At 49.8% G+C, this 24,658-nt stretch carries 26 protein-coding genes and 2 other annotated features; all 26 genes read right to left on the bottom strand.

The features are described from left to right. Positions 1-3: 3 nt before the first annotated feature. A complete protein-coding gene (gene rpoB, locus NK662_RS21505; RefSeq protein WP_254761032.1) occupies positions 4-3,537 on the bottom strand; it encodes a DNA-directed RNA polymerase subunit beta in 3,534 nt (1,177 codons plus the stop codon). A gap of 282 nt (positions 3,538-3,819) precedes the next feature. Beyond that, a complete protein-coding gene (locus tag NK662_RS21500) occupies positions 3,820-4,419 on the bottom strand; it encodes a class I SAM-dependent methyltransferase (RefSeq protein WP_254761031.1) in 600 nt (199 codons plus the stop codon). An 83-nt stretch (positions 4,420-4,502) separates the two neighbouring features. Then, complete coding sequence (gene rplL / locus NK662_RS21495; RefSeq protein WP_254761030.1) at positions 4,503-4,862, bottom strand: 50S ribosomal protein L7/L12; 360 nt, start codon at positions 4,860-4,862, stop codon at positions 4,503-4,505. Positions 4,863-4,925: 63 nt separating this feature from the next. Continuing rightward, the gene (rplJ, locus tag NK662_RS21490) at positions 4,926-5,426 is read right to left on the bottom strand and encodes a 50S ribosomal protein L10 (protein ID WP_254761029.1); all 501 of its coding nucleotides are present in this window, start codon (positions 5,424-5,426) and stop codon (positions 4,926-4,928) included. A gap of 37 nt (positions 5,427-5,463) precedes the next feature. Further along, positions 5,464-5,605: a sequence feature (ribosomal protein L10 leader region), on the bottom strand. 49 nt (positions 5,606-5,654) lie between these two features. Then, the gene (gene rplA, locus NK662_RS21485) at positions 5,655-6,347 is read right to left on the bottom strand and encodes a 50S ribosomal protein L1 (protein ID WP_254761028.1); all 693 of its coding nucleotides are present in this window, start codon (positions 6,345-6,347) and stop codon (positions 5,655-5,657) included. A 177-nt stretch (positions 6,348-6,524) separates the two neighbouring features. Beyond that, positions 6,525-6,950: a 50S ribosomal protein L11 gene (gene rplK, locus NK662_RS21480; protein ID WP_165350875.1), complete on the bottom strand. Its 426-nt coding sequence runs from the start codon at positions 6,948-6,950 to the stop codon at positions 6,525-6,527. Positions 6,951-7,116: 166 nt separating this feature from the next. After that, positions 7,117-7,650: a transcription termination/antitermination protein NusG gene (gene nusG / locus NK662_RS21475; RefSeq protein WP_254761079.1), complete on the bottom strand. Its 534-nt coding sequence runs from the start codon at positions 7,648-7,650 to the stop codon at positions 7,117-7,119. Between the two features lie 114 nt (positions 7,651-7,764). Next, entirely contained in the window at positions 7,765-7,944 is a 180-nt protein-coding gene (secE, locus tag NK662_RS21470) for a preprotein translocase subunit SecE (RefSeq protein WP_254761027.1), read from the bottom strand. Between the two features lie 30 nt (positions 7,945-7,974). After that, on the bottom strand, positions 7,975-8,121 hold the full coding sequence (gene rpmG, locus NK662_RS21465; protein WP_254761026.1) for a 50S ribosomal protein L33: 147 nt from the start codon (positions 8,119-8,121) through the stop codon (positions 7,975-7,977). A gap of 115 nt (positions 8,122-8,236) precedes the next feature. Beyond that, positions 8,237-8,899 carry an RNA polymerase factor sigma-70 gene (locus tag NK662_RS21460; RefSeq protein ID WP_254761025.1) on the bottom strand — a complete coding sequence of 221 codons (663 nt, stop codon included), beginning with the start codon at positions 8,897-8,899 and terminating at the stop codon, positions 8,237-8,239. Positions 8,900-8,960: 61 nt separating this feature from the next. After that, on the bottom strand, positions 8,961-9,473 hold the full coding sequence (locus NK662_RS21455) for an NYN domain-containing protein (RefSeq protein ID WP_254761024.1): 513 nt from the start codon (positions 9,471-9,473) through the stop codon (positions 8,961-8,963). A 6-nt stretch (positions 9,474-9,479) separates the two neighbouring features. Beyond that, entirely contained in the window at positions 9,480-10,220 is a 741-nt protein-coding gene (rlmB, locus tag NK662_RS21450) for a 23S rRNA (guanosine(2251)-2'-O)-methyltransferase RlmB (RefSeq protein WP_254761023.1), read from the bottom strand. Then, entirely contained in the window at positions 10,217-10,624 is a 408-nt protein-coding gene (locus NK662_RS21445) for a Mini-ribonuclease 3 (RefSeq protein WP_254761022.1), read from the bottom strand. The genes rlmB and NK662_RS21445 overlap by 4 nt, the downstream gene beginning before the upstream one ends. 2 nt (positions 10,625-10,626) lie before the next feature. Beyond that, entirely contained in the window at positions 10,627-12,027 is a 1,401-nt protein-coding gene (cysS, locus tag NK662_RS21440) for a cysteine--tRNA ligase (protein WP_254761021.1), read from the bottom strand. After that, positions 12,008-12,676: a serine O-acetyltransferase gene (gene cysE / locus NK662_RS21435; RefSeq protein ID WP_254761020.1), complete on the bottom strand. Its 669-nt coding sequence runs from the start codon at positions 12,674-12,676 to the stop codon at positions 12,008-12,010. The genes cysS and cysE overlap by 20 nt, the downstream gene beginning before the upstream one ends. Before the next feature lie 52 nt (positions 12,677-12,728). Beyond that, positions 12,729-12,940, bottom strand: a binding site (T-box leader). A 52-nt stretch (positions 12,941-12,992) separates the two neighbouring features. Continuing rightward, positions 12,993-14,450, bottom strand: coding sequence for a glutamate--tRNA ligase (gene gltX / locus NK662_RS21430; RefSeq protein WP_254761019.1), 1,458 nt, complete (start codon positions 14,448-14,450; stop codon positions 12,993-12,995). Positions 14,451-14,490: 40 nt separating this feature from the next. Then, on the bottom strand, positions 14,491-14,970 hold the full coding sequence (ispF, locus tag NK662_RS21425; protein WP_254761018.1) for a 2-C-methyl-D-erythritol 2,4-cyclodiphosphate synthase: 480 nt from the start codon (positions 14,968-14,970) through the stop codon (positions 14,491-14,493). A 12-nt stretch (positions 14,971-14,982) separates the two neighbouring features. After that, a complete protein-coding gene (ispD, locus tag NK662_RS21420) occupies positions 14,983-15,660 on the bottom strand; it encodes a 2-C-methyl-D-erythritol 4-phosphate cytidylyltransferase (protein ID WP_254761017.1) in 678 nt (225 codons plus the stop codon). Positions 15,661-15,670: 10 nt separating this feature from the next. Next, positions 15,671-16,771: a PIN/TRAM domain-containing protein gene (locus NK662_RS21415; protein WP_254761016.1), complete on the bottom strand. Its 1,101-nt coding sequence runs from the start codon at positions 16,769-16,771 to the stop codon at positions 15,671-15,673. Positions 16,772-16,926: 155 nt separating this feature from the next. Continuing rightward, positions 16,927-18,000: a DNA integrity scanning diadenylate cyclase DisA gene (gene disA / locus NK662_RS21410; RefSeq protein WP_254761015.1), complete on the bottom strand. Its 1,074-nt coding sequence runs from the start codon at positions 17,998-18,000 to the stop codon at positions 16,927-16,929. Continuing rightward, positions 18,001-19,383 carry a DNA repair protein RadA gene (gene radA, locus NK662_RS21405; protein WP_254761014.1) on the bottom strand — a complete coding sequence of 461 codons (1,383 nt, stop codon included), beginning with the start codon at positions 19,381-19,383 and terminating at the stop codon, positions 18,001-18,003. It lies immediately after the preceding gene. A 97-nt stretch (positions 19,384-19,480) separates the two neighbouring features. Beyond that, complete coding sequence (gene clpC / locus NK662_RS21400; protein ID WP_254761013.1) at positions 19,481-21,916, bottom strand: ATP-dependent protease ATP-binding subunit ClpC; 2,436 nt, start codon at positions 21,914-21,916, stop codon at positions 19,481-19,483. Between the two features lie 14 nt (positions 21,917-21,930). Continuing rightward, the gene (mcsB, locus tag NK662_RS21395; protein ID WP_254761012.1) at positions 21,931-23,004 is read right to left on the bottom strand and encodes a protein-arginine kinase McsB; all 1,074 of its coding nucleotides are present in this window, start codon (positions 23,002-23,004) and stop codon (positions 21,931-21,933) included. Positions 23,005-23,008: 4 nt separating this feature from the next. Continuing rightward, entirely contained in the window at positions 23,009-23,560 is a 552-nt protein-coding gene (gene mcsA / locus NK662_RS21390) for a protein-arginine kinase activator protein McsA (RefSeq protein ID WP_254761011.1), read from the bottom strand. A gap of 23 nt (positions 23,561-23,583) precedes the next feature. Continuing rightward, positions 23,584-24,045 carry a CtsR family transcriptional regulator gene (locus NK662_RS21385; RefSeq protein ID WP_254761078.1) on the bottom strand — a complete coding sequence of 154 codons (462 nt, stop codon included), beginning with the start codon at positions 24,043-24,045 and terminating at the stop codon, positions 23,584-23,586. Between the two features lie 248 nt (positions 24,046-24,293). Beyond that, positions 24,294-24,658: hypothetical protein (locus tag NK662_RS21380; protein ID WP_254761010.1), on the bottom strand; the 365-nt coding region annotated here is incomplete at its 5' end.

Below are 24,658 nucleotides of genomic sequence, written 5' to 3'. Positions count from 1 at the left end.
CAATTATTCTTTCGTTGTCTCAACTTCGATGTTCAACTTGTCTGCAGATTGATGGTCATCATCATCGTCCGTGTCACGCATTTCGATTTCCTTATCTTCGATGGACATCATCTTCACGTCCATACCCAAGCTCTGCAATTCTTTGATCAATACCTTGAAGGATTCAGGAACACCTGGCTCCGGCACATTTTCGCCTTTTACAATTGCTTCGTACGTCTTCACACGGCCGACTACGTCATCGGACTTCACTGTCAAGATTTCCTGCAACGTATAAGCGGCACCGTATGCTTCAAGCGCCCAAACCTCCATCTCACCGAAGCGCTGGCCGCCGAACTGAGCTTTACCGCCCAGAGGCTGCTGCGTAACGAGTGAGTATGGTCCAGTAGAACGTGCGTGGAGCTTATCGTCAACCATGTGCGCCAGCTTGATCATGTACATGATGCCGACAGATACACGGTTATCGAACGCTTCGCCTGTACGGCCATCATACAGAACGGTCTTCGCATCGCGAGCCATGCCCGCCTCTTCCAATGTTTCCCATACGTCTTCCTCACGCGCTCCATCGAATACCGGTGTTGCCACGTGAATGCCAAGGCGGCGGGCAGCCATACCAAGGTGAAGCTCGAGCACCTGACCGATGTTCATACGGGAAGGTACGCCCAGAGGGTTCAACATGATATCAATCGGCGTGCCGTCCGGCAGGAATGGCATATCCTCTTCCGGAAGAATACGGGAGATAACACCCTTGTTGCCGTGGCGTCCGGCCATCTTGTCACCTTCAGAGATTTTACGCTTCTGAACGATGTATACACGTACAAGCTGGTTCACGCCTGGAGGCAGTTCGTCGCCGTCTTCACGGTTGAACACCTTCACGTCCAGGATGATGCCGCCGCCGCCGTGCGGTACACGGAGGGATGTATCACGAACTTCACGCGCTTTCTCGCCGAAGATGGCATGCAGCAGGCGCTCTTCTGCAGTCAGCTCTGTTACGCCCTTAGGTGTAACCTTGCCGACGAGCAGATCGCCGTCTTTTACCTCTGCACCGATGCGCACGATACCGCGCTCATCCAGGTTGCGAAGGGCATCTTCCCCAACGTTTGGAATGTCGCGTGTAATTTCTTCTGGTCCCAGCTTTGTATCACGAGCTTCGGATTCGTATTCTTCGATATGGATAGAAGTGTATACGTCATCCTTCACAAGACGCTCGCTCATGATGATGGCATCCTCGTAGTTGTAGCCGTCCCATGTCATGAAGCCGACAAGAACGTTGCGGCCAAGAGCCAGTTCACCCTTCTCCATGGAAGGACCGTCAGCCAGGATTTCTCCTCTTACCACTTCGTCGCCTACACTTACGATTGGACGCTGGTTATAGCATGTTCCTTGGTTGGAACGAATGAACTTCAGCATTCTGTAGCGGTCCAGATCACCTTTTACCTTCTGGCCGTCTACATCAATATAACGGCGAACCCAAACTTCCTTCGCCTCAACACGCTCTACCACGCCAGGGTGCTTACAGATGACTGCTGCACCGGAGTCTTTGGCAGACACATATTCCATACCTGTACCAACAAGCGGTGACTCAGGGTTTAACAGAGGCACTGCCTGACGCTGCATGTTCGCGCCCATGAGCGCACGGTTGGAGTCGTCATTCTCCAAGAACGGAATGCATGCTGTCGCCGCAGATACAACCTGCTTTGGAGATACGTCCATATAGTCAACACGGTTGCGTTTTACTACAATGTTTTCACCGCGGAAACGCGCAATGATGTCTTCGTCAATGAAGTCACCCTCGTCGGACAAGCGCATGTTCGCCTGTGCTACAACGTAGTTATCTTCTTCATCCGCAGTCAGGTAGTCTACACGGCTTGTCACACGGCCTGTTTCCGGATCTACACGGCGGTAAGGAGCTTCGATGAATCCGAACTCGTTTACCTTCGCGAAGGAGGACAGGGAGTTGATCAAACCGATGTTTGGACCTTCCGGCGTTTCAATTGGACACATACGGCCATAGTGGGAGTAGTGAACGTCACGCACTTCAAAGCCTGCGCGCTCACGCGTCAAACCGCCCGGTCCGAGTGCAGACAGTCTTCGCTTATGCGTAAGCTCTGCCAACGGGTTCGTCTGGTCCATGAACTGGGACAGCTGGGAGCTTCCGAAGAACTCCTTGATGGAGGCGATAACAGGACGGATGTTGATCAGCGCCTGCGGCGTAATCGCGTTTGTATCCTGAATGGACATTCTTTCGCGTACAACACGCTCCATCCGGGAAAGACCAATCCGGAATTGGTTCTGCAGCAATTCACCAACAGAACGAAGACGGCGGTTTCCAAGGTGGTCGATGTCGTCTGTGTCGCCTACTTTGTACAGCAGGTTGAAGAAGTAGCTGATTGATGCCAGAATATCCGCCGGAGCGATATGCTTCACATTGCGGTCAATATTGGCATTGCCCAGCACATTAATGACTTGCTCGCTGTCGGATTCCGGAGCGAAAATCTTAATGGACTGCATCAAAATCTCATCTTCTACAACACCGCCTGCCGGTCTTGCAGTCTTGAAGCCAATATTGCGCTCCAGGTACGGCAGAATACGGTCAAGCGTACGGCGGTCCAGAATGGTTCCTTCTGTTACCAGGATTTCACCTGTTTCCGGATCAACCAGTGTCTCAGCAAGGCGCTGATTGAACAATCTATTTTTAATATGAAGCTTCTTGTTAATTTTGTAGCGTCCGACATTCGCCAAGTCATAACGCTTCGGATCGAAGAAGCGGGATACAAGCAAGCTCTTGGCGTTATCAACTGTCGGCGGCTCACCCGGGCGAAGACGCTCGTAGATTTCCAGCAAAGCTTTTTCTGTGCTGTCTGTGTTGTCCTTCTCAAGGGTGTTGCGCAAGTATTCATTCTCGCCCAACAGCTCGATGATTTCTTGATCAGACCCGAATCCCAGCGCGCGCAGCAATACTGTTACAGGCAGCTTGCGCGTGCGGTCGATGCGTACGTATACAACATCCTTCGCATCTGTTTCGTACTCCAGCCAAGCACCGCGGTTTGGAATAACAGTGGCTGTAAAGCCGCGTTTTCCGTTCTTATCAATCTTGCCGCTGTAGTATACGCTTGGAGAACGAACAAGCTGTGAAACGATAACACGCTCCGCACCATTGATGACGAATGTACCCGTTTCGGTCATAAGCGGGAAGTCACCCATGAATACGTCCTGTTCCTTCACTTCACCTGTTTCTTTATTGATGAGACGCACCTTTACCCGCAGCGGTGCCGCGTAGGTTACGTCGCGCTCCTTACATTCTTCTACCGAGTACTTAGGCTCACCTAAGCTGTAATCGATAAACTCAAGTGATAGATTTCCTGTAAAGTCTTCGATTGGAGAAATATCCTGGAACATTTCCCGCAAACCCTCATCAAGAAACCATTGATAAGAAGAGGTTTGGATTTCGATAAGATTTGGTAACTCCAATACTTCACTAATACGGGCATAACTTCTTCGTTGGCGGTGGCGTCCGTATTGAACTAGTTGACCTGTCAACTGCTTCACCCCTCAAATCATGAGTATTATATAATGCAAATAGTTTGCAAAAGCACAACCTAAAGATGGCTGACGCTCTTAAAGGCGCAGCCTTGCCTTGGGCACATCCTTATATCTTCGTGACGCAAAAAGAAAAATGGCTTCTCATAGAAAAACCATCATTCTGTTTCGTCTCTTACCGATTTTATTAGCTTTCCCAAGTTAGACAAAATTATACATATTTCCTAACTTAAAAAATCACACATTGGCATTGTATAATGTTAACATAACCAAAAATAACCGTCAACGTTTTTTTGATTTTATGATATAATACCCTTTGCTTTTTTCTACCACTTCTACTTCCAGGTATATCTCTTCCAGCTTTGCCAATGCCGATGGTGCCCCTTGCTTCTTCTGGATGACGATCCAAAGCTCGCCTCCTGAAACAAGGTGGTCATTTGCCCGCTCCAAAATCTCGTGCACAACCTGTTTTCCAGCCCGGATCGGCGGATTCGACAGAATTGCCGCGAACTGGCCGGTTACGTTCTCATAGACACTGCTTTTGTAAATCTTCACATTCTCTACGCGATTCAGCACCGCGTTTTCCTTCGCCAGCTCCATGGCCCGTTCATTCACGTCCACCATTTCAACCTGCCGGGACGGATAGGCTTTTCCCAAAGACAGGCCGATTGGCCCATAGCCGCAGCCGACATCCAAAAAAGCGCCTTCCACTTCCGGGGCCTGAAAGGCTTCAATTAAAAGGCGGGAACCAAAGTCCACCTCATTTTTCGAAAACACACCGTGGTCCGAGAAGAATGTAAAAGCTTGACCGCGCAAATCAAACTTCCACTTTTTCTTGTCGCTTTTACTGGTTGGAGAATTGGAATAATAATGGTCTGCCATCCTGTATTCCTCCTTTACGAGATCTTCAGGTAAAAAAAAAGCCCGCGCACGGGCGAGCTTTTTTCTGCAGCGTATGGCTGAAATTACTTAACTTCAACAACTGCTCCAACTTCTTCAAGCTTAGCTTTGATTTCTTCAGCCTCTTCCTTAGAAGCGCCTTCTTTAACAGCTTTAGGAGTGTTGTCAACCAGGTCTTTTGCTTCTTTCAAGCCAAGGCCAGTCAGTTCGCGAACTACTTTGATAACCTTGATCTTTTGAGCGCCTGCGCTAGCAAGTACTACGTCGAATTCTGTTTGCTCAGCAGCTTCAGCAGCGCCACCAGCTACAACAGCTACTGGAGCAGCAGCAGTTACGCCGAACTCTTCTTCGATTGCTTTTACTAGGTCGTTCAGTTCTAAAACAGTCATGTTTTTAACTGCTTCAATGATTTGTTCTTTAGTCATTTGAATATCCTCCTTGTTTTTCGTTTTCCAGTTTATGAATAACTGAGAATGAATGTTTGGTAATTACGCGCCTTGCTCTTCCTTCTGGTCCGCCACAGCCTTGGCAGCAAGTGCCAGGTTGCGGATTGGAGCTTGAAGAACGCTAAGCAACATAGAAAGCAAGCCTTCGCGGGATGGAAGTTCAGCAATTGCCTTCACTTCAGCCGCATTAGCCAGTTGGCCTTCGATCACACCAGCTTTGATTTCCAAAGCATCGTGCTTCTTGGCAAAATCGTTCAACACTTTTGCAGGAGTTACAACGTCGTCGTTGCCAAACGCGATTGCGTTAGGACCTGTCAAGAATGCGTTGATATCTGCTACACCTGCTTCTTCAGCAGCGCGGCGAGTCATGGAGTTCTTGTAAACCTTGAACTCAATGCCTGCTTCACGCAATTGCTTACGAAGTTCAGTTACTTCTGCTACTGTTAAACCGCGGTAGTCAACTACGATAGTAGATTTGCTAGCGCGCAGCTTATCAGCGATTTCAGTTACAACGTGTTTTTTAGCTTCAATCGCTTTGCTCATCATTACACCTCCTGTAGGTTTGTTGTACCGACACCGAAAGTGCATTAAAAAACCTTCATGCCTGGTGTAGACATGAAGGCAGTAAGTGTCACAGAATGATCCGTTCCTCTATACAACACCTCGGTAGGATGTTTAAGCCCGGGGGCACCTACTGTCTACGGTACACTTATTAAATTCACAACGTAGATGATTATATCGAAACTTCGTTATGAAGTCAACTTCCAATTATTAGCCGATTGTAGAAGCGTCTACTTTCACGCCAGGGCCCATTGTAGAAGCAACTGTTACGTTCTTCATGTAAGTGCCTTTTGCAGCAGCTGGCTTCGCCTTCACAAGAGCTTCTTGAACTGTTGCCAGGTTCTCAGCAAGCTTTGTGCTGTCGAAGGATACCTTACCGATTGGAACGTGGATGTTGCCCGCTTTGTCAACGCGGTATTCAACTTTACCAGCTTTGATGTCGTTAACAGCCTTCGTTACATCGAAAGTAACTGTGCCTGTCTTAGGGTTTGGCATCAGGCCTTTAGGACCCAATACGCGGCCAAGGCGGCCTACTTCACCCATCATGTCTGGAGTTGCCACTACTACGTCAAAGTCGAACCAGCCTTGCTGGATCTTGTTGATGTAGTCTGCATCGCCTACGAAGTCAGCGCCAGCAGCTTCTGCTTCTTTCGCCTTCTCACCGCGTGCGAATACAAGTACGCGTTGCACTTTACCAGTACCGTGCGGCAGAACAACTGCGCCACGGATTTGCTGGTCAGCTTTCTTAGGGTCAACGCCAAGACGGAATGCAGCTTCTACGCTCGCATCAAACTTAGCGATGTTTGTTTTCTTTACTAGCTCGATTGCATCTGTTACAGAGTAAGCAGTTGCGCGGTCTACAAGCTTCGCAGCTTCTAGATACTTCTTGCCTCTTTTCGCCATTTTCATTTCCTCCTCGATGTGGTTTTAGCGGAATAACCTCCCACGTGTCTCCCTCTGCTATGCAGATTCTGCCGAAGCAACGGGCCGGAGCATGCCCTGTATATCAAAAATACAGTTGGTTACGTTAATAAAGGTTGCGAATTGGATTTCCAGACCCGCAACCCCCAAAAAATCGAATTAGTCTTCGATTACGATACCCATGCTGCGTGCAGTACCTTCAACCATGCGCATTGCAGCTTCTACGCTAGCAGCGTTAAGGTCAGGCATCTTTTGTTCTGCGATTTCGCGAACTTTATCACGCTTCACTGTTGCCACTTTATTACGGTTCGGCACGCCAGAACCAGACTGGATACCAGCTACAACCTTCAGCAGAACTGCCGCTGGCGGAGTCTTTGTAATGAAAGTGAAGGAACGGTCTTCAAATACCGTAATTTCAACAGGGATGATAAGACCAGCTTGGTCAGCTGTACGAGCGTTGAACTCTTTACAGAAGCCCATGATGTTCACACCTGCTTGTCCAAGTGCCGGACCAACTGGTGGAGCTGGGTTTGCTTTACCTGCAGGAATTTGTAGTTTTACAACTTTAATTACCTTTTTAGCCACGAGACACACCTCCTTAAGTCCGTGATGTGGTAAATGGGCTGTCTGCCCTCCCACTCTTCTTCTATCTGCAATGAGATACAAGCCTTTGGTAAGTTGCCCTCAATACTGAAGACATACTGACCTAAAAGATATTATCACTTTTTACATTTCATTTCAAGTTATTCGTTTATAATTTTTCAACCTGGGCAAAATCAAGCTCAACTGGCGTCTCGCGGCCGAACATGTCAACGAGCACCTTCACCTTCTGCTTCTCCATGTCGATCTCTTCGATGGCGCCTGTATAGTTCGCAAATGGACCTTCCTTCACGCGCACTGTTTCACGCAGTTCGAAGTCGAAGTCCACCTTGTCTGTTTCCACGCCCATGCGCTTCAGGATAACAGCCACTTCCTCCTCCAGCAGCGGAGTCGGCTTGGAGCCGGAGCCGGCAGAGCCTACGAAGCCTGTTACACCTGGTGTATTACGCACTACATACCAGGAATCGTCTGTCATGACGAGCTCTACGATGACATAGCCAGGGAATACCTTGCGCTTTGTCAGCTTTTCCTTGCCATTCTTCATTTCCACTTCTGTTTCCTCCGGCACTACGACGCGGAAGATTTTATCTTGCATGCCCATGGACTCGACACGTTTCTCTAAGTTTGTTTTTACCTTGTTTTCATATCCTGAGTACGTATGTACTACATACCAACGTTTTTCCATCATGTAGGACGAACGTCCTTCCCTCCCTGTTTTTACGCAAATTAAAAAACCCGTGGACCGGGTTTTCAACACAGTAGTCTGTATAGCTATCATTATATCATGGAAAAGTGCTTCTTATTCAAGAATTAGGCGAATTAATGAGGAAATGCCCAAGTCAAGCACTGCGAAGAAAACAGCAAAGAAGGCAACTGTCGCAATAACAGTAAGAGTGGAGCGGAACAATTCGCCTCGCTTCGGCCAGCTTACTTTTTTCATTTCGCGTGCGACGTTGCGGAAAAAGTCAGTCAAACGCATGTACGGAACCTCCAGTGTGAGTCGAGAGTATTATTTTGTTTCTCTGTGCATTGTATGTTCATTGCAAACCTTGCAAAATTTTTTCGTTTCCAAGCGCTCGTGATTGCTTGTACTCTTCGTAGTGGAGTAGTTTCTGCTGTTGCATTCCGAGCATGCGAGCACAACTTTTTTGGTCATTGTTTACACCAGCCTCTGAGCACTATGTCTTTAAAAATGTAACATATTTAAAAAGAGACTGTCAATGAGAGGTCATGCGCGGATAAAAAATGAGATGCCTTCAGGCACCTCATCCTCACGCTAAGGCTGTACTTTCCCTCATTTCAACGTAGCGCTCGAGCTTGCGCTTGACGCGCTGCAGGGCATTGTCGATGGACTTGACATGGCGGTTCAGCTGCTCGGAAATCTCCTGGTAGGAGCGCCCATCCAGGTACAAGGAAAGAACCTTTCTTTCCAAATCGCTCAATAATTCTGAAATTTTGAGCTCGATGTCGACATATTCCTCTTGGTTGATAATCATTTCCTCCGGATCCATCACCTTTGTTTCTGAAATGACATCCAAAAGGGTACGGTCAGACTCCTCATCATAAATAGGCTTGTCCAATGATACATACGAGTTCAGCGGAATATGCTTCTGTCTTGTTGCTGTTTTAATCGCTGTGATGATCTGGCGCGTAATGCAGAGCTCCGCAAAGGCCTTGAAGGAAGACAGCTTGTCCTCTTTATAATCGCGTATCGCCTTAAAAAGCCCGATCATTCCTTCCTGCACAATATCCTCCCGGTCTGCGCCGACAAGAAAATACGATCTCGATTTTGCCCGAACGAAGTTCTTATACTTATGAATCAAGTATTCCAGCGCTTCATTCTGTCCTTGCTTCACTAATTCTACAATCTCTTCGTCCTCAAGACCCAGGTATTTCATGCCGCTTTCGTTTAAGATGTCTGCTTCCACTCTCATCACCCCGACCGCTGCTAAGATAGAAATATTATACAGTAATGACAAAAAGAGCGTCAATGGCTTAACGCTCTCCCCGCCTTAATTTTTCTAATTTTTCTGTAACTTCTTTACTGAACAGCGAACGAAAGGCCGGCTTTTGCTCATTCTTCTCGCGAATATTGCTCCGGACCTGCCCTTCCATCGACTGCACTTCAATCTCCAGCTCCCGGGCGGACTTGCGCAAAGCGCCTTGTCCAAAAATCACCCACTGCTCTGTAAAATCAGATGTTGCCACATGGATGCGGGTATCAATGCTCCGCAGTTCAATGGCCAGCTGTTCAATCCGCTCATCCGCCGTCTGGTTCTTCCGGGTGAAAATCACCTCAACCTTGGCCTGCTTCAGCTTCTTCTCCGTGCCCTGCACATAATGGGCGTCAAATACGATAATGACGCGCGTGCCGGTGTACCCTTGATATTCCGCCATCTTATCAATCAGCAGGTCGCGCGCCGCCTGCAGGTCATTGTCCTTCAGCTTCCGCAAATCCGCCCAAGCTCCAATAATATTGTAGCCGTCAACAACCAGGATTTCCTTCATGCCGGCTCACCCGAGCGGATGGCGCTTTCGATATACCTCATACATAAGCAGGCTTGCCGCTACAGAAGCATTTAAGGATGTGACCTTGCCGGCCATTGGAAGCTGCACAAGGAAGTCGCATGTATCACGCACAAGACGGCTCATGCCGCGTCCCTCGCTGCCGATGACAAGTCCGATTGGCATCATGCCATCCAGGTTGCGGTAGTCATCCTTCCCCTTTGCATCGGTTCCGGCAATCCATACGCCGCGCTCCTTCAATTCCTCCATGGTGCGGACCATGTTCGTCACGCGCACGACCGGGATGTATTCAATCGCACCCGTGGAAGACTTCGCAACCGTTGCCGTCAGGCCAACTGCCCGGCGCTTTGGAATGATGATGCCATGGGCACCTGCTGCATCCGCCGTCCGCATGATGGACCCCAGATTGTGCGGATCTTCGATTTCATCCAGCAGCAGGAAAAATGGCGCTTCATTCCGTTCCTCTGCCACGCGGAACAGATCGTCCAGCTCTGCGTACTGATAGGCTGCCACCTGGGCAATGACTCCCTGATGGTTGCCCTCCACCATCTGGTCCAGCTTCTTCTTCGGAGACTGCTGGATGATGACGCCATTTTCCTTCGCCAGCTGCAGGACAACCTGAATCTGCCCCTTGGCCGCCCCTTCCGCCACCCATATTTTATTAATATCCCGTCCGGACCTAAGCGCCTCGATGACAGGATTTCTGCCGATAATATATTCCTGGCTCATTGCTTGATTCCTTCTTCCTGTTGTTCTATGACTGCAATGGCTGCAGTCATCAGCTGCTGCAGCCGCTCTTCATGGTGCGACAGATAATGATAGCCGATCAGAGCTTCAAAAGCTGTCCCATACCGGTATGTTTGCACATCTGTGTTCTTTGGCACCGAGCCTGATTTGGCGTTGCGTCCCCGCATCACCACGGCTCTTTCCTCTTCTGTCAGCATGTCCGTCTCCAGCCAGGCGCGCACGATTTTCGCCTGCGCCTTTGCCGACACATACTGGGTGCTGAGGCGGTGCAGCTGATTCGGCCGCACCGTCCCCAGTGACAGCAGGTGATGCCGCACCTGCTGCTCATACACAGCATCACCCATGTATGCCAAAGCTAAACTGTTCAGCTGCTTCGGGTCAATCATACTCATCCTCGTTTCCAGCGTACGCCCTGCGCTGTGTCCTCCAGAATGATGTTGCGCGCCTTCAGCTCATCGCGGATTTGGTCTGCCAAAGCAAAATCCCGGTTTTTACGGGCTTGCACGCGCTGCTCAATCATCGCTTCAATCTCCTCATCCAGCAGCTCTTCGGACTTCATCACATCAAGGCCGAGGACACCGAATAAGGCGTCAAACTCCTTCATGTATGCTTCAATGACGGCTGCGGATGTATGCTGCTCCAGCAGGTACTGATTGGCGTGGTTTGCCAAATTGTACAGCTCCGTTACCGCATTTGCCGTATTAAAATCATCATCCATTGCTTTTTCGAAAGCCGGACGGAAGGCCTGCAGCTCAGACAGCCACTTCTGGTCTTCATCCGTCAGGTTCGTGCTGCTTTCCATGCGGTGCTTCAGGTTCTCATACGCATTGCGGATGCGCTCCAGCCCTTTTTGCGTGCTCTGCAGCAGCTCTTCGCTGAAGTTGATCGGATGGCGGTAGTGCACGGACAGCATGAAGAAACGAATCAGCTGCGGATCATATTGCTTGATGATATCATGCACCAGGATGAAGTTCCCCAATGATTTGGACATCTTCTCATTGTCGATGTTGATATAGCCGTTATGCATCCAATAGTTCGCAAATGTCTTACCGTTCAGCGCTTCAGACTGCGCAATTTCATTTTCATGGTGCGGGAAGGCCAAATCCTGTCCGCCAGCATGGATATCAATGGTATCACCCAGATATTTCTTCGCCATGGCAGAGCACTCGATATGCCAGCCCGGACGCCCCTTGCCCCATGGGCTCTCCCAGAAAATCTCGCCTTCCTTCGCCGCCTTCCAAAGCACGAAGTCGAGCGGATCTTGCTTTCTTTCATCGACTTCAATGCGGGCACCGTGGCGCAGCTCGGCAATCGACTGGTGGGACAGCTTGCCGTACTCTTTAAATTCCTTTGTTCTGTAATACACATCGCCGCCGGACTCATAGGCAAAGCCCTTGTCAATCAGCTGTGCGATAAAATCAATGATAATATCCATGCTCTCCGTGACCCGCGGATGCACATCGGCATGGCGGCAGCCCAGCGCTGTCACGTCCTCAAAGTAGGCATTGATGAAGCGCTCCGCAATCACCGGCACTTCTTCCCCCAGTTGATTGGCGGCCTTGATGAGCTTATCGTCCACATCTGTAAAATTGGACACATACCGCACCTCATAGCCCTTATATTCGAGGTAACGGCGCACTGTATCGAACACAATGGCCGGACGGGCATTTCCGATATGGATATAGTTATACACGGTCGGTCCACACACATACATCTTGACCTTGCCCTCTTCAAGCGGCACGAACTTCTCCTTTTTACGGCTTAAGGTGTTATAGAGATAAATAGTCATTTGAATCCTTCCCTTCCTTTACATCCTTCAATTGCTCCTTGAGCTGCTGAATTTCCAGTTCCATGACCCGAAGCTTATCAGCCACCGGATCCGGGAGGTTACAGTGATCAAGGTCCCGCTGCGCCACCTTAATTCCATTCTGGATCACAACCTTGCCCGGAATTCCTACCACTGTGGAGTTTGGCGGAACCTCCTTCAGCACAACAGAGCCTGCACCAACTTTGGAATTCTCGCCTACTGTAATGGAGCCAAGCACCTTGGCGCCGGTTGCGATTAACACATTATCTTTAATTGTCGGATGCCGCTTTCCTTTTTCCTTGCCGGTCCCCCCAAGTGTCACACCCTGATAGATAGTAACATTATCGCCAATTTCGCAGGTTTCCCCCACTACAACTCCCATGCCATGGTCGATGAAGAAGCGCCTGCCGATTTTTGCGCCCGGATGAATTTCAATACCGGTGAAAAAGCGGCTGATTTGGGAAATGGCCCGGGCGATAAAAAAGAAACGCCGCTTATAAAATGCATGAGCCACACGATAAGCCCAGATCGCATGCAGCCCGGAATACGTCAGGATTACCTCTATATAGGTTCTGGCGGCCGGGTCCTGCTCAAAAATAACCTCAATGTCCTCCTTCATCCGCTTCAGCACGGCAGTTCCCCCTTCTCATTTCAAGAAAAATAAAAAGACGCCTCTGTACAACGACAGAGACGCCTTTGGCGCGGTTCCACTCTGATTGGGCTGATGAGCCCCAACTCATGCACGGTAACGGCGTGTGGCCGCTTCTGCCTACTTAGAGTTCAGCAGAAGACTCAAAGGCGCATTTCACAGGACCTCTCTTAAACCGCTCACAGCCCAAGGCGGTTCTCTCTGAAAAGAAAGGGTCCAGCTACTTCTCCTTCTCGTCGCTTTTTCTGGATATGCGTATACGTAATGTTCTTATTATATGACACAGCCCGGCAAAATGTTAACCAATTACGCTCTGAATTCTGGCCGCAATTTTTTCCTTGCCAAGCAAAGCGAGAGACTTCGGCAGGTCACGGCCATGTGTCTGGCCTGTTGTCGCCACACGGACAGGCATGAACAGCTTCTTGCCCTTTTGCCCCGTCTGCTTCTGCACGGCCTTCAGGGCGGCCTGTGCCGCTTCTGCGGTCAGCTGCTCCGCTGCTTCCACTTCTGCCAGGAAGGCGCGCAGCACCTCTGGCACCTGCTCCTCTGCCAGGATGTCCTTTGCCTCTTCCTCGAATACAACCTCATCCCGGAAGAACAGCTGGGACAGCTCAATGATTTCCGCACCGTAGCTGAGCTGCTCGTGGTACAAGTCCACCAGGTCACGCACCCAGGCTGCTTCCTGCTCCGTCATTTCTTCCTTCACAAGACCGGCCTTCACAAGATGAGGCAGGCATACCTCAACCACACGGTCCAGGCTCTGCATCTTCATATACTGGTTGTTCATCCATGTCAGCTTCTGCGTGTCAAAGACAGCCGGAGACTTGGACAAGCGCGCCGGATCAAACATTTCAATGAATTGGCCGCTTGTGAAAATCTCTTCCTCGCCGCCCGGAGACCAGCCCAACAGGCCGATGAAGTTGAACATGGCCTCAGGCAGGTAGCCGAGGTCCGCATACTGCTGGATGAACTGAATGACAGACTCATCACGCTTGCTCAGCTTCTTGCGGTTTTCGTTCACAATCAGCGTCATATGGCCGAATTGCGGTGCTTCCCAACCGAACACTTCGTAAATCATCAGCTGCTTCGGCGTGTTGGAAATATGCTCTTCCCCGCGCAGGACATGCGTAATTTCCATCAGATAGTCATCCACGACAACCGCATAGTTGTAAGTCGGAATGCCGTCCTTTTTCACGATGACAAAGTCACCCATTTCATCGGACTCGAAGGAGATTGCCCCTTTTACAAGGTCTGTGAACGTGTATGTCTTGCCCTTTGGCACAATAAAGCGGATGCTTGGCACACGGCCTTCCGCCTCGTAAGCTGCCTTCTGCTCTGCTGTCAGATGGCGGCACTTGCCGGAATATTGCGGGTTCGCCCCCTGCTCCTGCAGTGCTTCACGCTCTGCCTCCAGCTCTTCCTCTGTGCAATAGCACTTATAAACAAGGCCTTTCTCGAGCAGCTCATCTGTATAGCGCTGATAAATATCCAGGCGCTCTGTCTGGCGGTAAGGGCCGTATGCGCCCGGCTTGTCGATGCTTTCATCCCACTCGACACCCAGCCATCTCAGGTTCTTCAGCTGGCTCTCTTCTCCGCCGGCAATATTGCGCTTCAAGTCTGTATCTTCAATGCGGATCACAAAATCCCCGCCCTGATTCTTCGCAAACAAATAATTGAACAATGCCGTTCTGGCGTTGCCGATATGCAGATGTCCCGTTGGACTCGGAGCATACCGGAGTCGTACTCGTTTTGACATAAATGACACCTTCCGCGTTAAAATATATACCTTGTCCAGTTTAGCCTCTTTTTTTCAACAAAACAACAGCCTGAGCCGCAATTCCTTCTTCCCGTCCTGTAAAGCCCAGCTTTTCTGTTGTGGTCGCCTTCACATTCACATTCTCTGCCGAGGTTCCCAGCAGCTCGCTGATGCGTGACCGCATGGCTTCAATGTGAGGCGCCATCTTCGGGCGCTGCGCAATAATGGTGCAATCCAAATTGGCGAGCTCATAGCCATGCTCATTCACGATCTCCCATACCCGCTCCAGCAGGACAGCCGAATCGGCGTCCTTGAAGGCAGGGTCTGTATCAGGGAAATGCTTGCCGATGTCTCCTGCGGCAATTGCGCCCAGGCAGGCATCCGCAATCGTATGCAGCAGCACGTCAGCGTCTGAATGGCCAAGAAGCCCCTTTTCGTACGGAATGGTAATGCCGCCGATGATGAGCGGGCGCCCTTCTGCAAATGCATGGACATCAAAGCCTTGTCCGATTCGAAACATGATGTATCCTCCTTATGCGTTGTTCAAAAAACTCTCCGCCACAATCAAATCGTCGGGAGTCGTCACTTTTATGTTGTAATAGCTGCCAAGCGTGACCGCAACCCGCTCTCCCATCCGCTCCACCAGACTGGCATCATCCGTCCCAAGAAATGCCGCTTGCTTCGCCGCTTCATGGGCAGCCAGCAGAATCCCGGCGCGAAAGCCCTGCGGCGTTTGGACAGACCAAAGACTGGAGCGGTCTATCGTTTCCACCGCCATGCCGTCCTGCACCCTTTTCACGGTATCCTTGACAGGCACCGCACATGTGGCAGCCCCGCATTCGATTGCCATATGCAGCACCTCATCGATGACCTGCTGTGTGACGAACGGGCGGGCGCCGTCATGCACCAGGATATACTCCGCAGACTCCGCCATTAAAACGCCTTGATATACACTGTCCTGACGCTCTGCACCGCCGGCGGCGAACAGCACCGGCTTTTGAACCCTGTATTCCTGCAGCAACCGTGCAAATAAAGCCTTCTCCTCCGGGTTGATTACCAGCACAATCTTCTCGCATTGCGCATCCTGTTCAAAAGCCCGCAAGGTATGGATAATGAGCGGAACGGAACGAACCGGCAGCAGCAGCTTATTCTTCCCTGCCCCCATCCGTTTCCCCTGTCCTGCCGCTGGAATTACTAATGTATATTTCATAGTCAGGCTCCTATAATGCTTTCTCCAACTGCTTGCGTTTTGCAAAAATCATTCTTCCCGCAGAGGTTTGCAGTACACTTGTCACCAACACATCGAGCTGCGAGCCGATATATTCCCTGCCGTCCTCCACGACAATCATGGTGCCGTCGTCAAGGTACGCCACACCCTGGTTATGCTCTTTCCCGTCCTTTACCACATAGACGCGGAGCTCTTCTCCAGGCAGAACCACCGGTTTGATTGCATTGGCCAAATCATTGATATTCAGCACTTGAACCCCCTGCAGCTCACATACCTTATTGAGGTTGAAATCGTTTGTGACAACAGTCCCATTGAGCACCTTGGCCAGTTTGACCAGCTTGCTGTCGACCTCCTGCACGTCTTCAAAATCTCCCTCATAAATCTCCACCGGAATGGCCAGCTCTTTTTGGATCCGATTCAAGATATCCAAACCGCGGCGGCCGCGGTTTCGCTTCAGTGTGTCTGATGAATCTGCGATATGCTGCAGCTCCTCCAGCACAAACTGCGGAATGACAATGGTTCCTTCAAGAAATCTTGTCTGGCAGATATCGGCAATACGCCCATCGATAATGACGCTGGTGTCCAAAATTTTCATGTTGGCCGCCGGAATGGCAACCTCAATTTCCTCGCCGCTGTTATTTTTTCGCTTTACAACACGCTGCGGCAATGAAAATAGTGCTACGAGCTCATTCCGTTTCTTGAAACCGACTTGAAATCCAAGGTAGCCGAGCAAAAGAGTTACAAAGATTTGCAACACCGTACTAATGACTTGAATACTGATAAATCGGATCGGAATAAGAATTAAATAAGCAAAGATAAGTCCAAAAATCAAGCCAAGACTTCCGAATAAAACAGCTGTGACAGGTGCTTTTACAAGGGACTCCTCAACATGCTTAATCAAATGAACAATATAGTCCACGAGCCAAAATGTGGTAACGAACAAAACAATTGCTCCAATAATGGCACGAATATAGGACTCCTCCAGCCATGCCACCGAATTTACATTCAGCAAATCCACTACCTGAGGAATGAATGCAATCCCCAAGGCTCCTCCTACTGCTAAAAAGAACAGCTGCACAAGTCGTTTTAACATGCAACCACCTCCTACTCATTATGAACAGTCTGCCATGATTGAAAACACGGGATAAACAAGCTGATTTCTTGTGGTTTTATTTCCCACCCGTCTATCATACCACATCTAGCAGATGTTGGGAGACCGCAATCCCATTCTGTCTCCTAATTCACAAATCAATTATGCCGGCTTATGTACAGGTGCTCTTGAATCCGCTTCAGGCCATCCCGGATTTTTCTGGCCCGGACTTCCCCGATTCCCTCAACCTCATCCAGATCATCAATCGTTGCCCGGCAGATTTCCTGCAGGTTCTTGAAACGGGCAATCAGGTTCTCAATGACAAGCGGAGGCAGCCGCGAAATCTTTCCAAGAATACGGTAACCCCTTGGCATGACAATCTCTTCCAGATTGGTTTGTCCGGAGTAGCCAAGCAGCTTGGTTAGATCCTGGTCCTCCAAAAGCTCAATGTTGGAAAGCTCCTGCAGCTTCTTGAGGATATGATAATGATCCTGTGTTTTTTCCCGGTGATAATCCTTGATCAGCAAGGCGGCCTCTTCCTCCAAATCAGCCAACAATTCTGTCATTTGCAGCCGGATGAGCCGGCTTTCCGTCCCGAGTTCATGTATGTAATTGAAAATTTCATTCTTAATGCGCAGCACCATTTCCACGCTGTGCAGTACGTGCAGCACCTCTGACAGTGTGACGCCCTCTTCAAACTCCAGTACGCCAAGATGCGTAATCCCTTCGTTCCAGACCGCTTTGTATTTCTCCAGCGTCTGAATGGCCTGGTTTGCCTTTGTCAAAATGACGCCGATATCCTTTAAGGTATAGCGTATATTTCCATGGTACAGTGTAATCACATTGCGGCGCTGTGAAATGGCAATGACCAAGCCGCCTGTCTGCTTGGCGACACGCTCCGCGGTCCGGTGGCGCATCCCTGTTTCCGTTGATTCAATGGAGGAGTCCGGCATCAGCTGGGCATTGGCAAACAAAATTTTGCTGGCCGTTTCATTTAGAATCAGGGCGCCATCCATCTTTGCCAGCTCGTAGAGGCTGGCCGGCGAGAAAGCACAATTAATGTAAAACCCGCCGTCCACAATCTCCTTAATTTGTTCATTATAGCCGAGCACAATCAGACCGCCTGTTTGCGCGCGCAGCACATTATCAATGCCCTCCCGCAGCGGTGTGCCGGGTGAGACAAGCTGTAAGATTTGAATGATGCTTTTTGGGCGTTGCTTATTGTCTTCCATTTACGATGTTCCTCCTAGTGTATATCGAAGCGCTTCTCCGATATTGGAAACTCCAATGACTTCAATCCCCTCCGGAATTGTCCAGCCCCCCAGGTTTTTCTTTGGAATAATCGCTCTTTTAAATCCCAGCTTGGCAGCCTCCTGCACGCGCTGGTCAATGCGGGACACCCGCCGCACCTCGCCGGTCAGGCCCACCTCGCCAATCATGACATCTGTCGGCGCCGAGGCTTTATCTCTGAAGCTTGATGCGATGCTGACAGCGACTGCCAGGTCAATTGCCGGCTCATCCAGCTTCAGCCCTCCAGCCACCTTCAGATAGGCGTCCTGGTTCTGCAGCAGCATACCGGCCCGCTTCTCCAGCACAGCCATGATGAGGGATACCCGATTGTGATCCAATCCGGTGGCCATCCTTCTCGGATTGCCGAAGCTTGTAGGTGAAATCAAGGATTGAATTTCCACCAGAACCGGCCTTGTCCCCTCCATGGAGGCAACAACCGTCGATCCCGCCACCCCGACCGGACGTTCTTCCAAGAAAATCTCTGATGGATTCAATACCTCCTGCAGCCCCAACTCCTTCATCTCAAAAATGCCAATTTCGTTTGTAGAACCAAAACGGTTCTTTACCGCACGCAAAATCCGGTACGTATGATGACGCTCCCCTTCGAAGTAGAGGACGGCATCCACCATATGCTCCAGCATACGGGGACCGGCGATGGCCCCCTCTTTTGTAACATGGCCTACAATAAAAATAGGAATCCCCTTAATCTTTGCCAGCTTCATGAGCTCTGCCGTACATTCCCGCACCTGTGAAACACTGCCCGGTGCAGAGGTCACTTCAGGCAGATGAATGGTCTGGATGGAGTCAATGACAACAAAAGAAGGCAGCATGTCGTCAATATAACGGGCAATCCGCTGCAGGTCCGTCTCAGACAAAACAAACAGATTGTTGCTTGTGACATCCAGACGGTCCGCGCGCAGCTTAATTTGCTTGGCCGACTCCTCGCCTGATATATATAAAACCTTATAATCGCTGTTTGCCAGCTGTGAAGATACCTGCAGCAGCAGCGTGGATTTTCCGATTCCCGGGTCGCCCCCGATCAGAACGAGGGAACCGTCGACAATGCCGCCGCCCAATACCCGGTTCAGCTCCTGGAACTTTGTTACAATCCGGGCCTCTGTCTTTGTCTCCACTTGCGTAATGGGCCTCGGCTGTGAGACTTCTGCGGTGAGCGCAGCTGCAAAGCCCAGCCTGTTTGAGGACGCAGTTTCTTCTATTTCCTCTACCATTGTGTTCCATGAACCGCAGCCAGGACATTTCCCCATAAACTTTGGCGAATGGTATCCGCACTCTTGGCAGACAAACTTTGTTTTCTTCTTGGCCATCCTGTCCCTCACTTCTATTTCATTCTTTCTCTTATCATATCCGAAATCAGCACATATGCAAAAAGGGGCTCCTCATGCAAGCCCCTTTTTGTTTCTATCATTTTACCTTCTCAGCGCTGCGGATGACAAATGTTTCTCCTTCTGCATCGAAGATCACAGTCTGCCCTTTTTCAATTGTTCCCTTCAGCAGCTCCTCGGAGAGACGGTCCTCCACGTGCTTCTGGATGGCTCTGCGAAGCGGACGGGCACCGTACTCGGCATCGTAGCCTTTGTCAGCCAGCTGCTCCAGCGCGGCTTCTGTCAGCTCCAGGTCGATTTCCTGCTCGACAAGACGCTTCTTCAGCTGATTGCCCATCAGGCTGACGATTTCCTTGATATGCTTCTTCTCCAGCGGATGGAAGACGATAATTTCATCAATACGGTTCAGGAACTCCGGACGGAAGGCCTTCTTCAGCTCTTCCATTACCTTGCCCTTCATGTCTGTGTATTGACGGTCGCCATCCTGCACATTGAAGCCCATATGCTTGCTGCGCTTCAGGGCATCAGCCCCGACGTTGGAGGTCATGATTACGATTGTATTGCGGAAGTCAACCGTGCGGCCTTTGGAATCTGTCAAACGGCCATCCTCAAGCACCTGCAGCAGAATGTTGAATACATCCGGATGCGCCTTCTCCACTTCATCCAGCAGGATGACAGAGTATGGCTTACGGCGTACCTTCTCAGTCAATTGTCCGCCTTCTTCATAGCCGACATAGCCCGGAGGCGAACCAACCAGACGGGACGTGGAGTGCTTCTCCATGTACTCGGACATATCAATGCGGATCATTGCATCTTCATCTCCGAACATGGACTCTGCCAACGCGCGCGCCAGCTCTGTTTTACCAACGCCTGTCGGGCCGAGGAAGATGAAGGAGCCAATTGGACGCTTCGGATCCTTCAAGCCTGCTCTCGCACGGCGTACGGCTTTGGATACTGCCACAACTGCTTCCTCCTGGCCGATGAGACGGTCATGTAAAATATTTTCCAGGTTCAACAGCTTATCTGTTTCTGTCTGTGCCAGCTTGGATACAGGAATCCGTGTCCATGTGGATACAACATTCGCAATATCCTCCACGGTCACTTCAGAGTTCTCTTTGCCCTGCTTTTCCTTCCATTGGCGCTTCGTATCCTCCAGCTGTTCGCGGAGGCGCTGTTCTGTGTCGCGCAGGGATGCCGCCTTTTCAAACTCCTGGCTCTGTACAGCCGCGTCCTTCTCTTTGCGCACTTCCTCCAGCTTCACTTCCAGCTCCTTCAGGTTTGGCGGTGCAGTGTAGGAGCGGAGACGCACCTTGGAAGCTGCCTCGTCAATCAAGTCAATGGCCTTATCCGGCAGGAAGCGGTCTGTGATATAACGGTCCGCCAGCTTCACCGCTGCGTCAATGGATTCATCAGTAATGGATACACGATGGTGTGCTTCATAACGGTCACGAAGACCTTTTAAAATTTGAATGGATTCATCCAATGTTGGCTCATCCACCTGAATTGGCTGGAAGCGGCGCTCCAAGGCAGCATCCTTTTCAATGTACTTGCGGTACTCATCCAGTGTTGTCGCGCCGATACATTGCAGTTCGCCGCGTGCCAGAGACGGCTTCAGGATGTTGGAGGCATCAATTGCCCCTTCCGCTCCGCCGGCGCCAATCAAGGTATGCAGCTCATCAATGAACAAAATGATATTCCCGGCCTGGCGAATCTCATCCATCACCTTCTTCAGCCGGTCTTCAAATTCACCGCGGTACTTGGTTCCGGCTACCACTGTACCCATATCCAGCGTCATAACGCGCTTATCGCGAAGTGTTTCCGGAACCTCGTTATTGATAATTTGCTGTGCCAAGCCTTCAGCAATGGCCGTTTTACCAACCCCAGGCTCACCAATCAGCACTGGATTGTTTTTCGTGCGGCGGCTCAACACTTCAATTACGCGCTGAATCTCTTTGCTTCGCCCGATGACCGGATCCAGGCGGCCTTCACGGGCAATGGCAGTCAAATCTCGTGCCAGGCTATCCAATGTCGGTGTATTGGCATTCGCGGCAGCCCCGCCCTGATGGCCGGAGGATGCTTCATTGCTTCCGAGCAGCTGCAGCACCTGTTGTCTTGCTTTGTTCAGGCTCACACCCAAGTTGTTCAGCACACGGGCCGCAACTCCTTCGCCTTCACGAATGAGCCCGAGCAGGATGTGCTCTGTTCCCACATAGGAATGGCCCAGCTTTCTTGCTTCGTCCATGGACAGCTCAATGACCTTTTTGGCGCGGGGTGTATAATGCACTGTCTGGGTCCCCTCCGTGCCCCGGCCAATGAGAGCCTCCACTTCCTTCTGAATCTTCTCCGGGCTCAGGCCGAGTGCAATCAGTGCCTTTGCCGCTATGCCTTCCCCCTCGCGTACAAGTCCGAGTAAGATGTGTTCTGTTCCAATATTATTATGACCGATGCGGATTGCTTCTTCCTGTGATAAAGCCAACACTTTCTGTGCGCGCTCTGTGAATCTTCCAAACATCATACGAATCAGCCTCCTCATTCATTTTTATTATGTTCAAGCGACAATCTTTCGCGAATTAATGCTGCCCGGCGGTAATCCCGCTCTTCGGGGCGCAGCGGGCCACCTGCATATTGCTGCAGAATACCCGGCTGCATCAGTACCATTAATTCAGTTAAAATATGTTTTGACAATGACTTGATATATCCTAAATCAATGCCAAGGCGGAGGTCCGACAAGCATCCCGCAGCTTCTCCAGATTCAATTAATCTACTGTTGGCCAGGATACCATAAGAGCGGTATACCTTATCCTCAAGCTGCAGGCTGGATGTCTTCAGCAGCGCTTCCCGTGCCCCCCGCTCCTGCTGAATCAGCTGCTTCACTACACTTTTTAAATCCTCCACAATATCCTGTTCGGATTTTCCAAGTGTAATTTGATTGGAAACCTGAAAGATGTTGCCCAATGCTTCGCTGCCTTCCCCGTAAATGCCCCTTACAACGAGGCCCAACTGATTAATGGCCGGGATAATGCGCCTCATTTGCTTTGTCAGCGCCAAAGCTGGAAGGTGCATCATTACGGAGGCGCGCAGCCCTGTCCCTGCATTTGTAGGGCAGCTTGTTAAGTATCCTCTTGTTTCGTTAAAGGCAAATTCAATCTGCCCCTCGAGCCAGTCATCTGTCCGGCTGGCTACATCCAAAGCTTCTGATAATTGAAACCCCGGGAATAAGCATTGTATGCGCACATGGTCTTCTTCATTAATCATGATGCTAATTTGTTCGTTTTCTGATAAGAGACAGGCCCCGAAAGGAGTATCGGCCAAGTCAGGACTAATTAAATGCTTCTCGACGAGAACACGCCGATGAATGGGCTGCATGCCTGCCATCTTCAGCATTTCGAGCCTGCCGAATGAAAACAATTCCCGGCCGGCGAACTTCTCTTCAAATAGTTCAATGACCCGCGCAGCCTCGTCATCTGAGATAAGCGTAGGGAACGTATAATCCTGCAGATTGCGGGCCAAGCGGACACGCGTACTCAAAACAATATCAGAGTCAGGTCCATTCTCATTCATCCATGGGCTGATTGCCTGGTTCATAATACGGTCCAGTGACATAGAATTAGTCCTCCTTTCTATGATCACTTAATTGTTTCTCGATTTGGCGGATCGTATCTCTCGCCTCAGCAGCCTTCTCAAACTCTTCCTGCTGAATGTATTGCAGCAGCTGCTGTTTTAACTCATCTAATTCTTTACGCAGATGCAAATTTCCTCCCATGCGCTTCGGGATCTTTCCATGATGAACAGTATTGCCGCTATGCAGCCGCTTTAAAATCGGATTCAGCTGAGATTGGAAGGTTTCATAGCAACGTGCACAGCCAAATCTGCCCAGCTTGGAGAAACGCTGATAGGTCATATGACAATGCGGGCATTGCATAGTATATTCTGCTGCCGGTTGATTTGCTTTCTTCTCTATAAACTGCGAATGGTCCGCATGCAACAAACCGGACAACAAATTGTGGAAGGAGAAATTATTGCCCGAAGAAAAGAACATTGCGGAATGACCCTGCTCCTGGGCGCATTGCTCGCAAATATGCGTCTCCGTTTTTTCCCCGTTCACAATTTTTGTGAAGTGCAGTGTTGCCGGCCTTGTTTTGCACTCTTCACAAATCATGATACATCCCTGTCCTTTCGCTACTACTTATATTTTAATGCCGTCAGCATTGCCATCAGCATCCGCGCTCTCAGTTCGTCGCGATGCGGCAAATCTGTCAGAAGCACAGACCGATCTAAGACGCTCATCATAAGCTTTGCTTCCCGCACAGTAATGATCTGTTCTTCAGCCAGCCGCCTGATCATGCTTTCCGCATTGCTTTGGGATATGGCATTCTTGACAAGGTTCATCATTTGGTCAATTGTGTGCACTTCATCATGAAGTGTCACTTTCGTGATGCGGATATACCCGCCGCCGCCCCGCTTGCTTTCGACAATGAAGCCCCGTTCCAGAGTGAACCTTGTATTAATCACATAATTGATCTGCGAAGGCACACAGTCAAACTTGTCAGCAATTTCGTTTCGTTTGATCTCAGCTACATGATCCCCGCTGACATCAATAACCTGCTTTAAGTAATGTTCGATAATATCAGATATATTTCTCATCTTATCTGGCTTCATATTGCAACCTTCCTGTCATAAATATATGAACCGCAGGTAAACATATAAGAACCAGTTTCTCCTCCTTTCCAACCTGAACACTGCAGCCTGTTCAAGTTCATTTTGTTTTGTTGAAAGAAGCAGTATGTGCTGTATCCACTGACTTTGACTATCTTTGACTTTAATTATATACTCATTTGGATGTTTTGCAACTATTTTGCATATGTCTTTAGTTTCTCCACGTTTCAGCACTCTTAATCGGCAAATGGCCGGTTCCTTTTAGACAAAAACAGCGCAAAGAATGCATGGAATGCACTGTTGCGCGTTTGTTGTTTTATACAGTAAAATTCCCCTTCTGTATGAACAGAAAGGGGTTCTTTTTTGCCGCTTTTGGAGAAATGAGCTGATATATGGCGGGGAGAGGAAAAGCTCCCGGCAGGAATTGTTTCACTTCTTGAAGTGATTGTTTCATTTTTCGATTTTTTTGTTTCATTTTTGAAAAAGATTGTTTCACTTTTTGATTTTTTTGTTCCACTGCCGGAAATTTGATGGTTGTGATTGTTCCATTTCTCCCTGTTTTGTTCCACTACACAGCGTATTGTTTCATCACATGACCACA

This window comes from Ectobacillus ponti (assembly GCF_024294785.1).
GTDB classification, from domain to species: domain Bacteria; phylum Bacillota; class Bacilli; order Bacillales; family Bacillaceae_G; genus Ectobacillus; species Ectobacillus ponti.
This window is presented reverse-complemented; position numbering and strand designations above follow the sequence as displayed.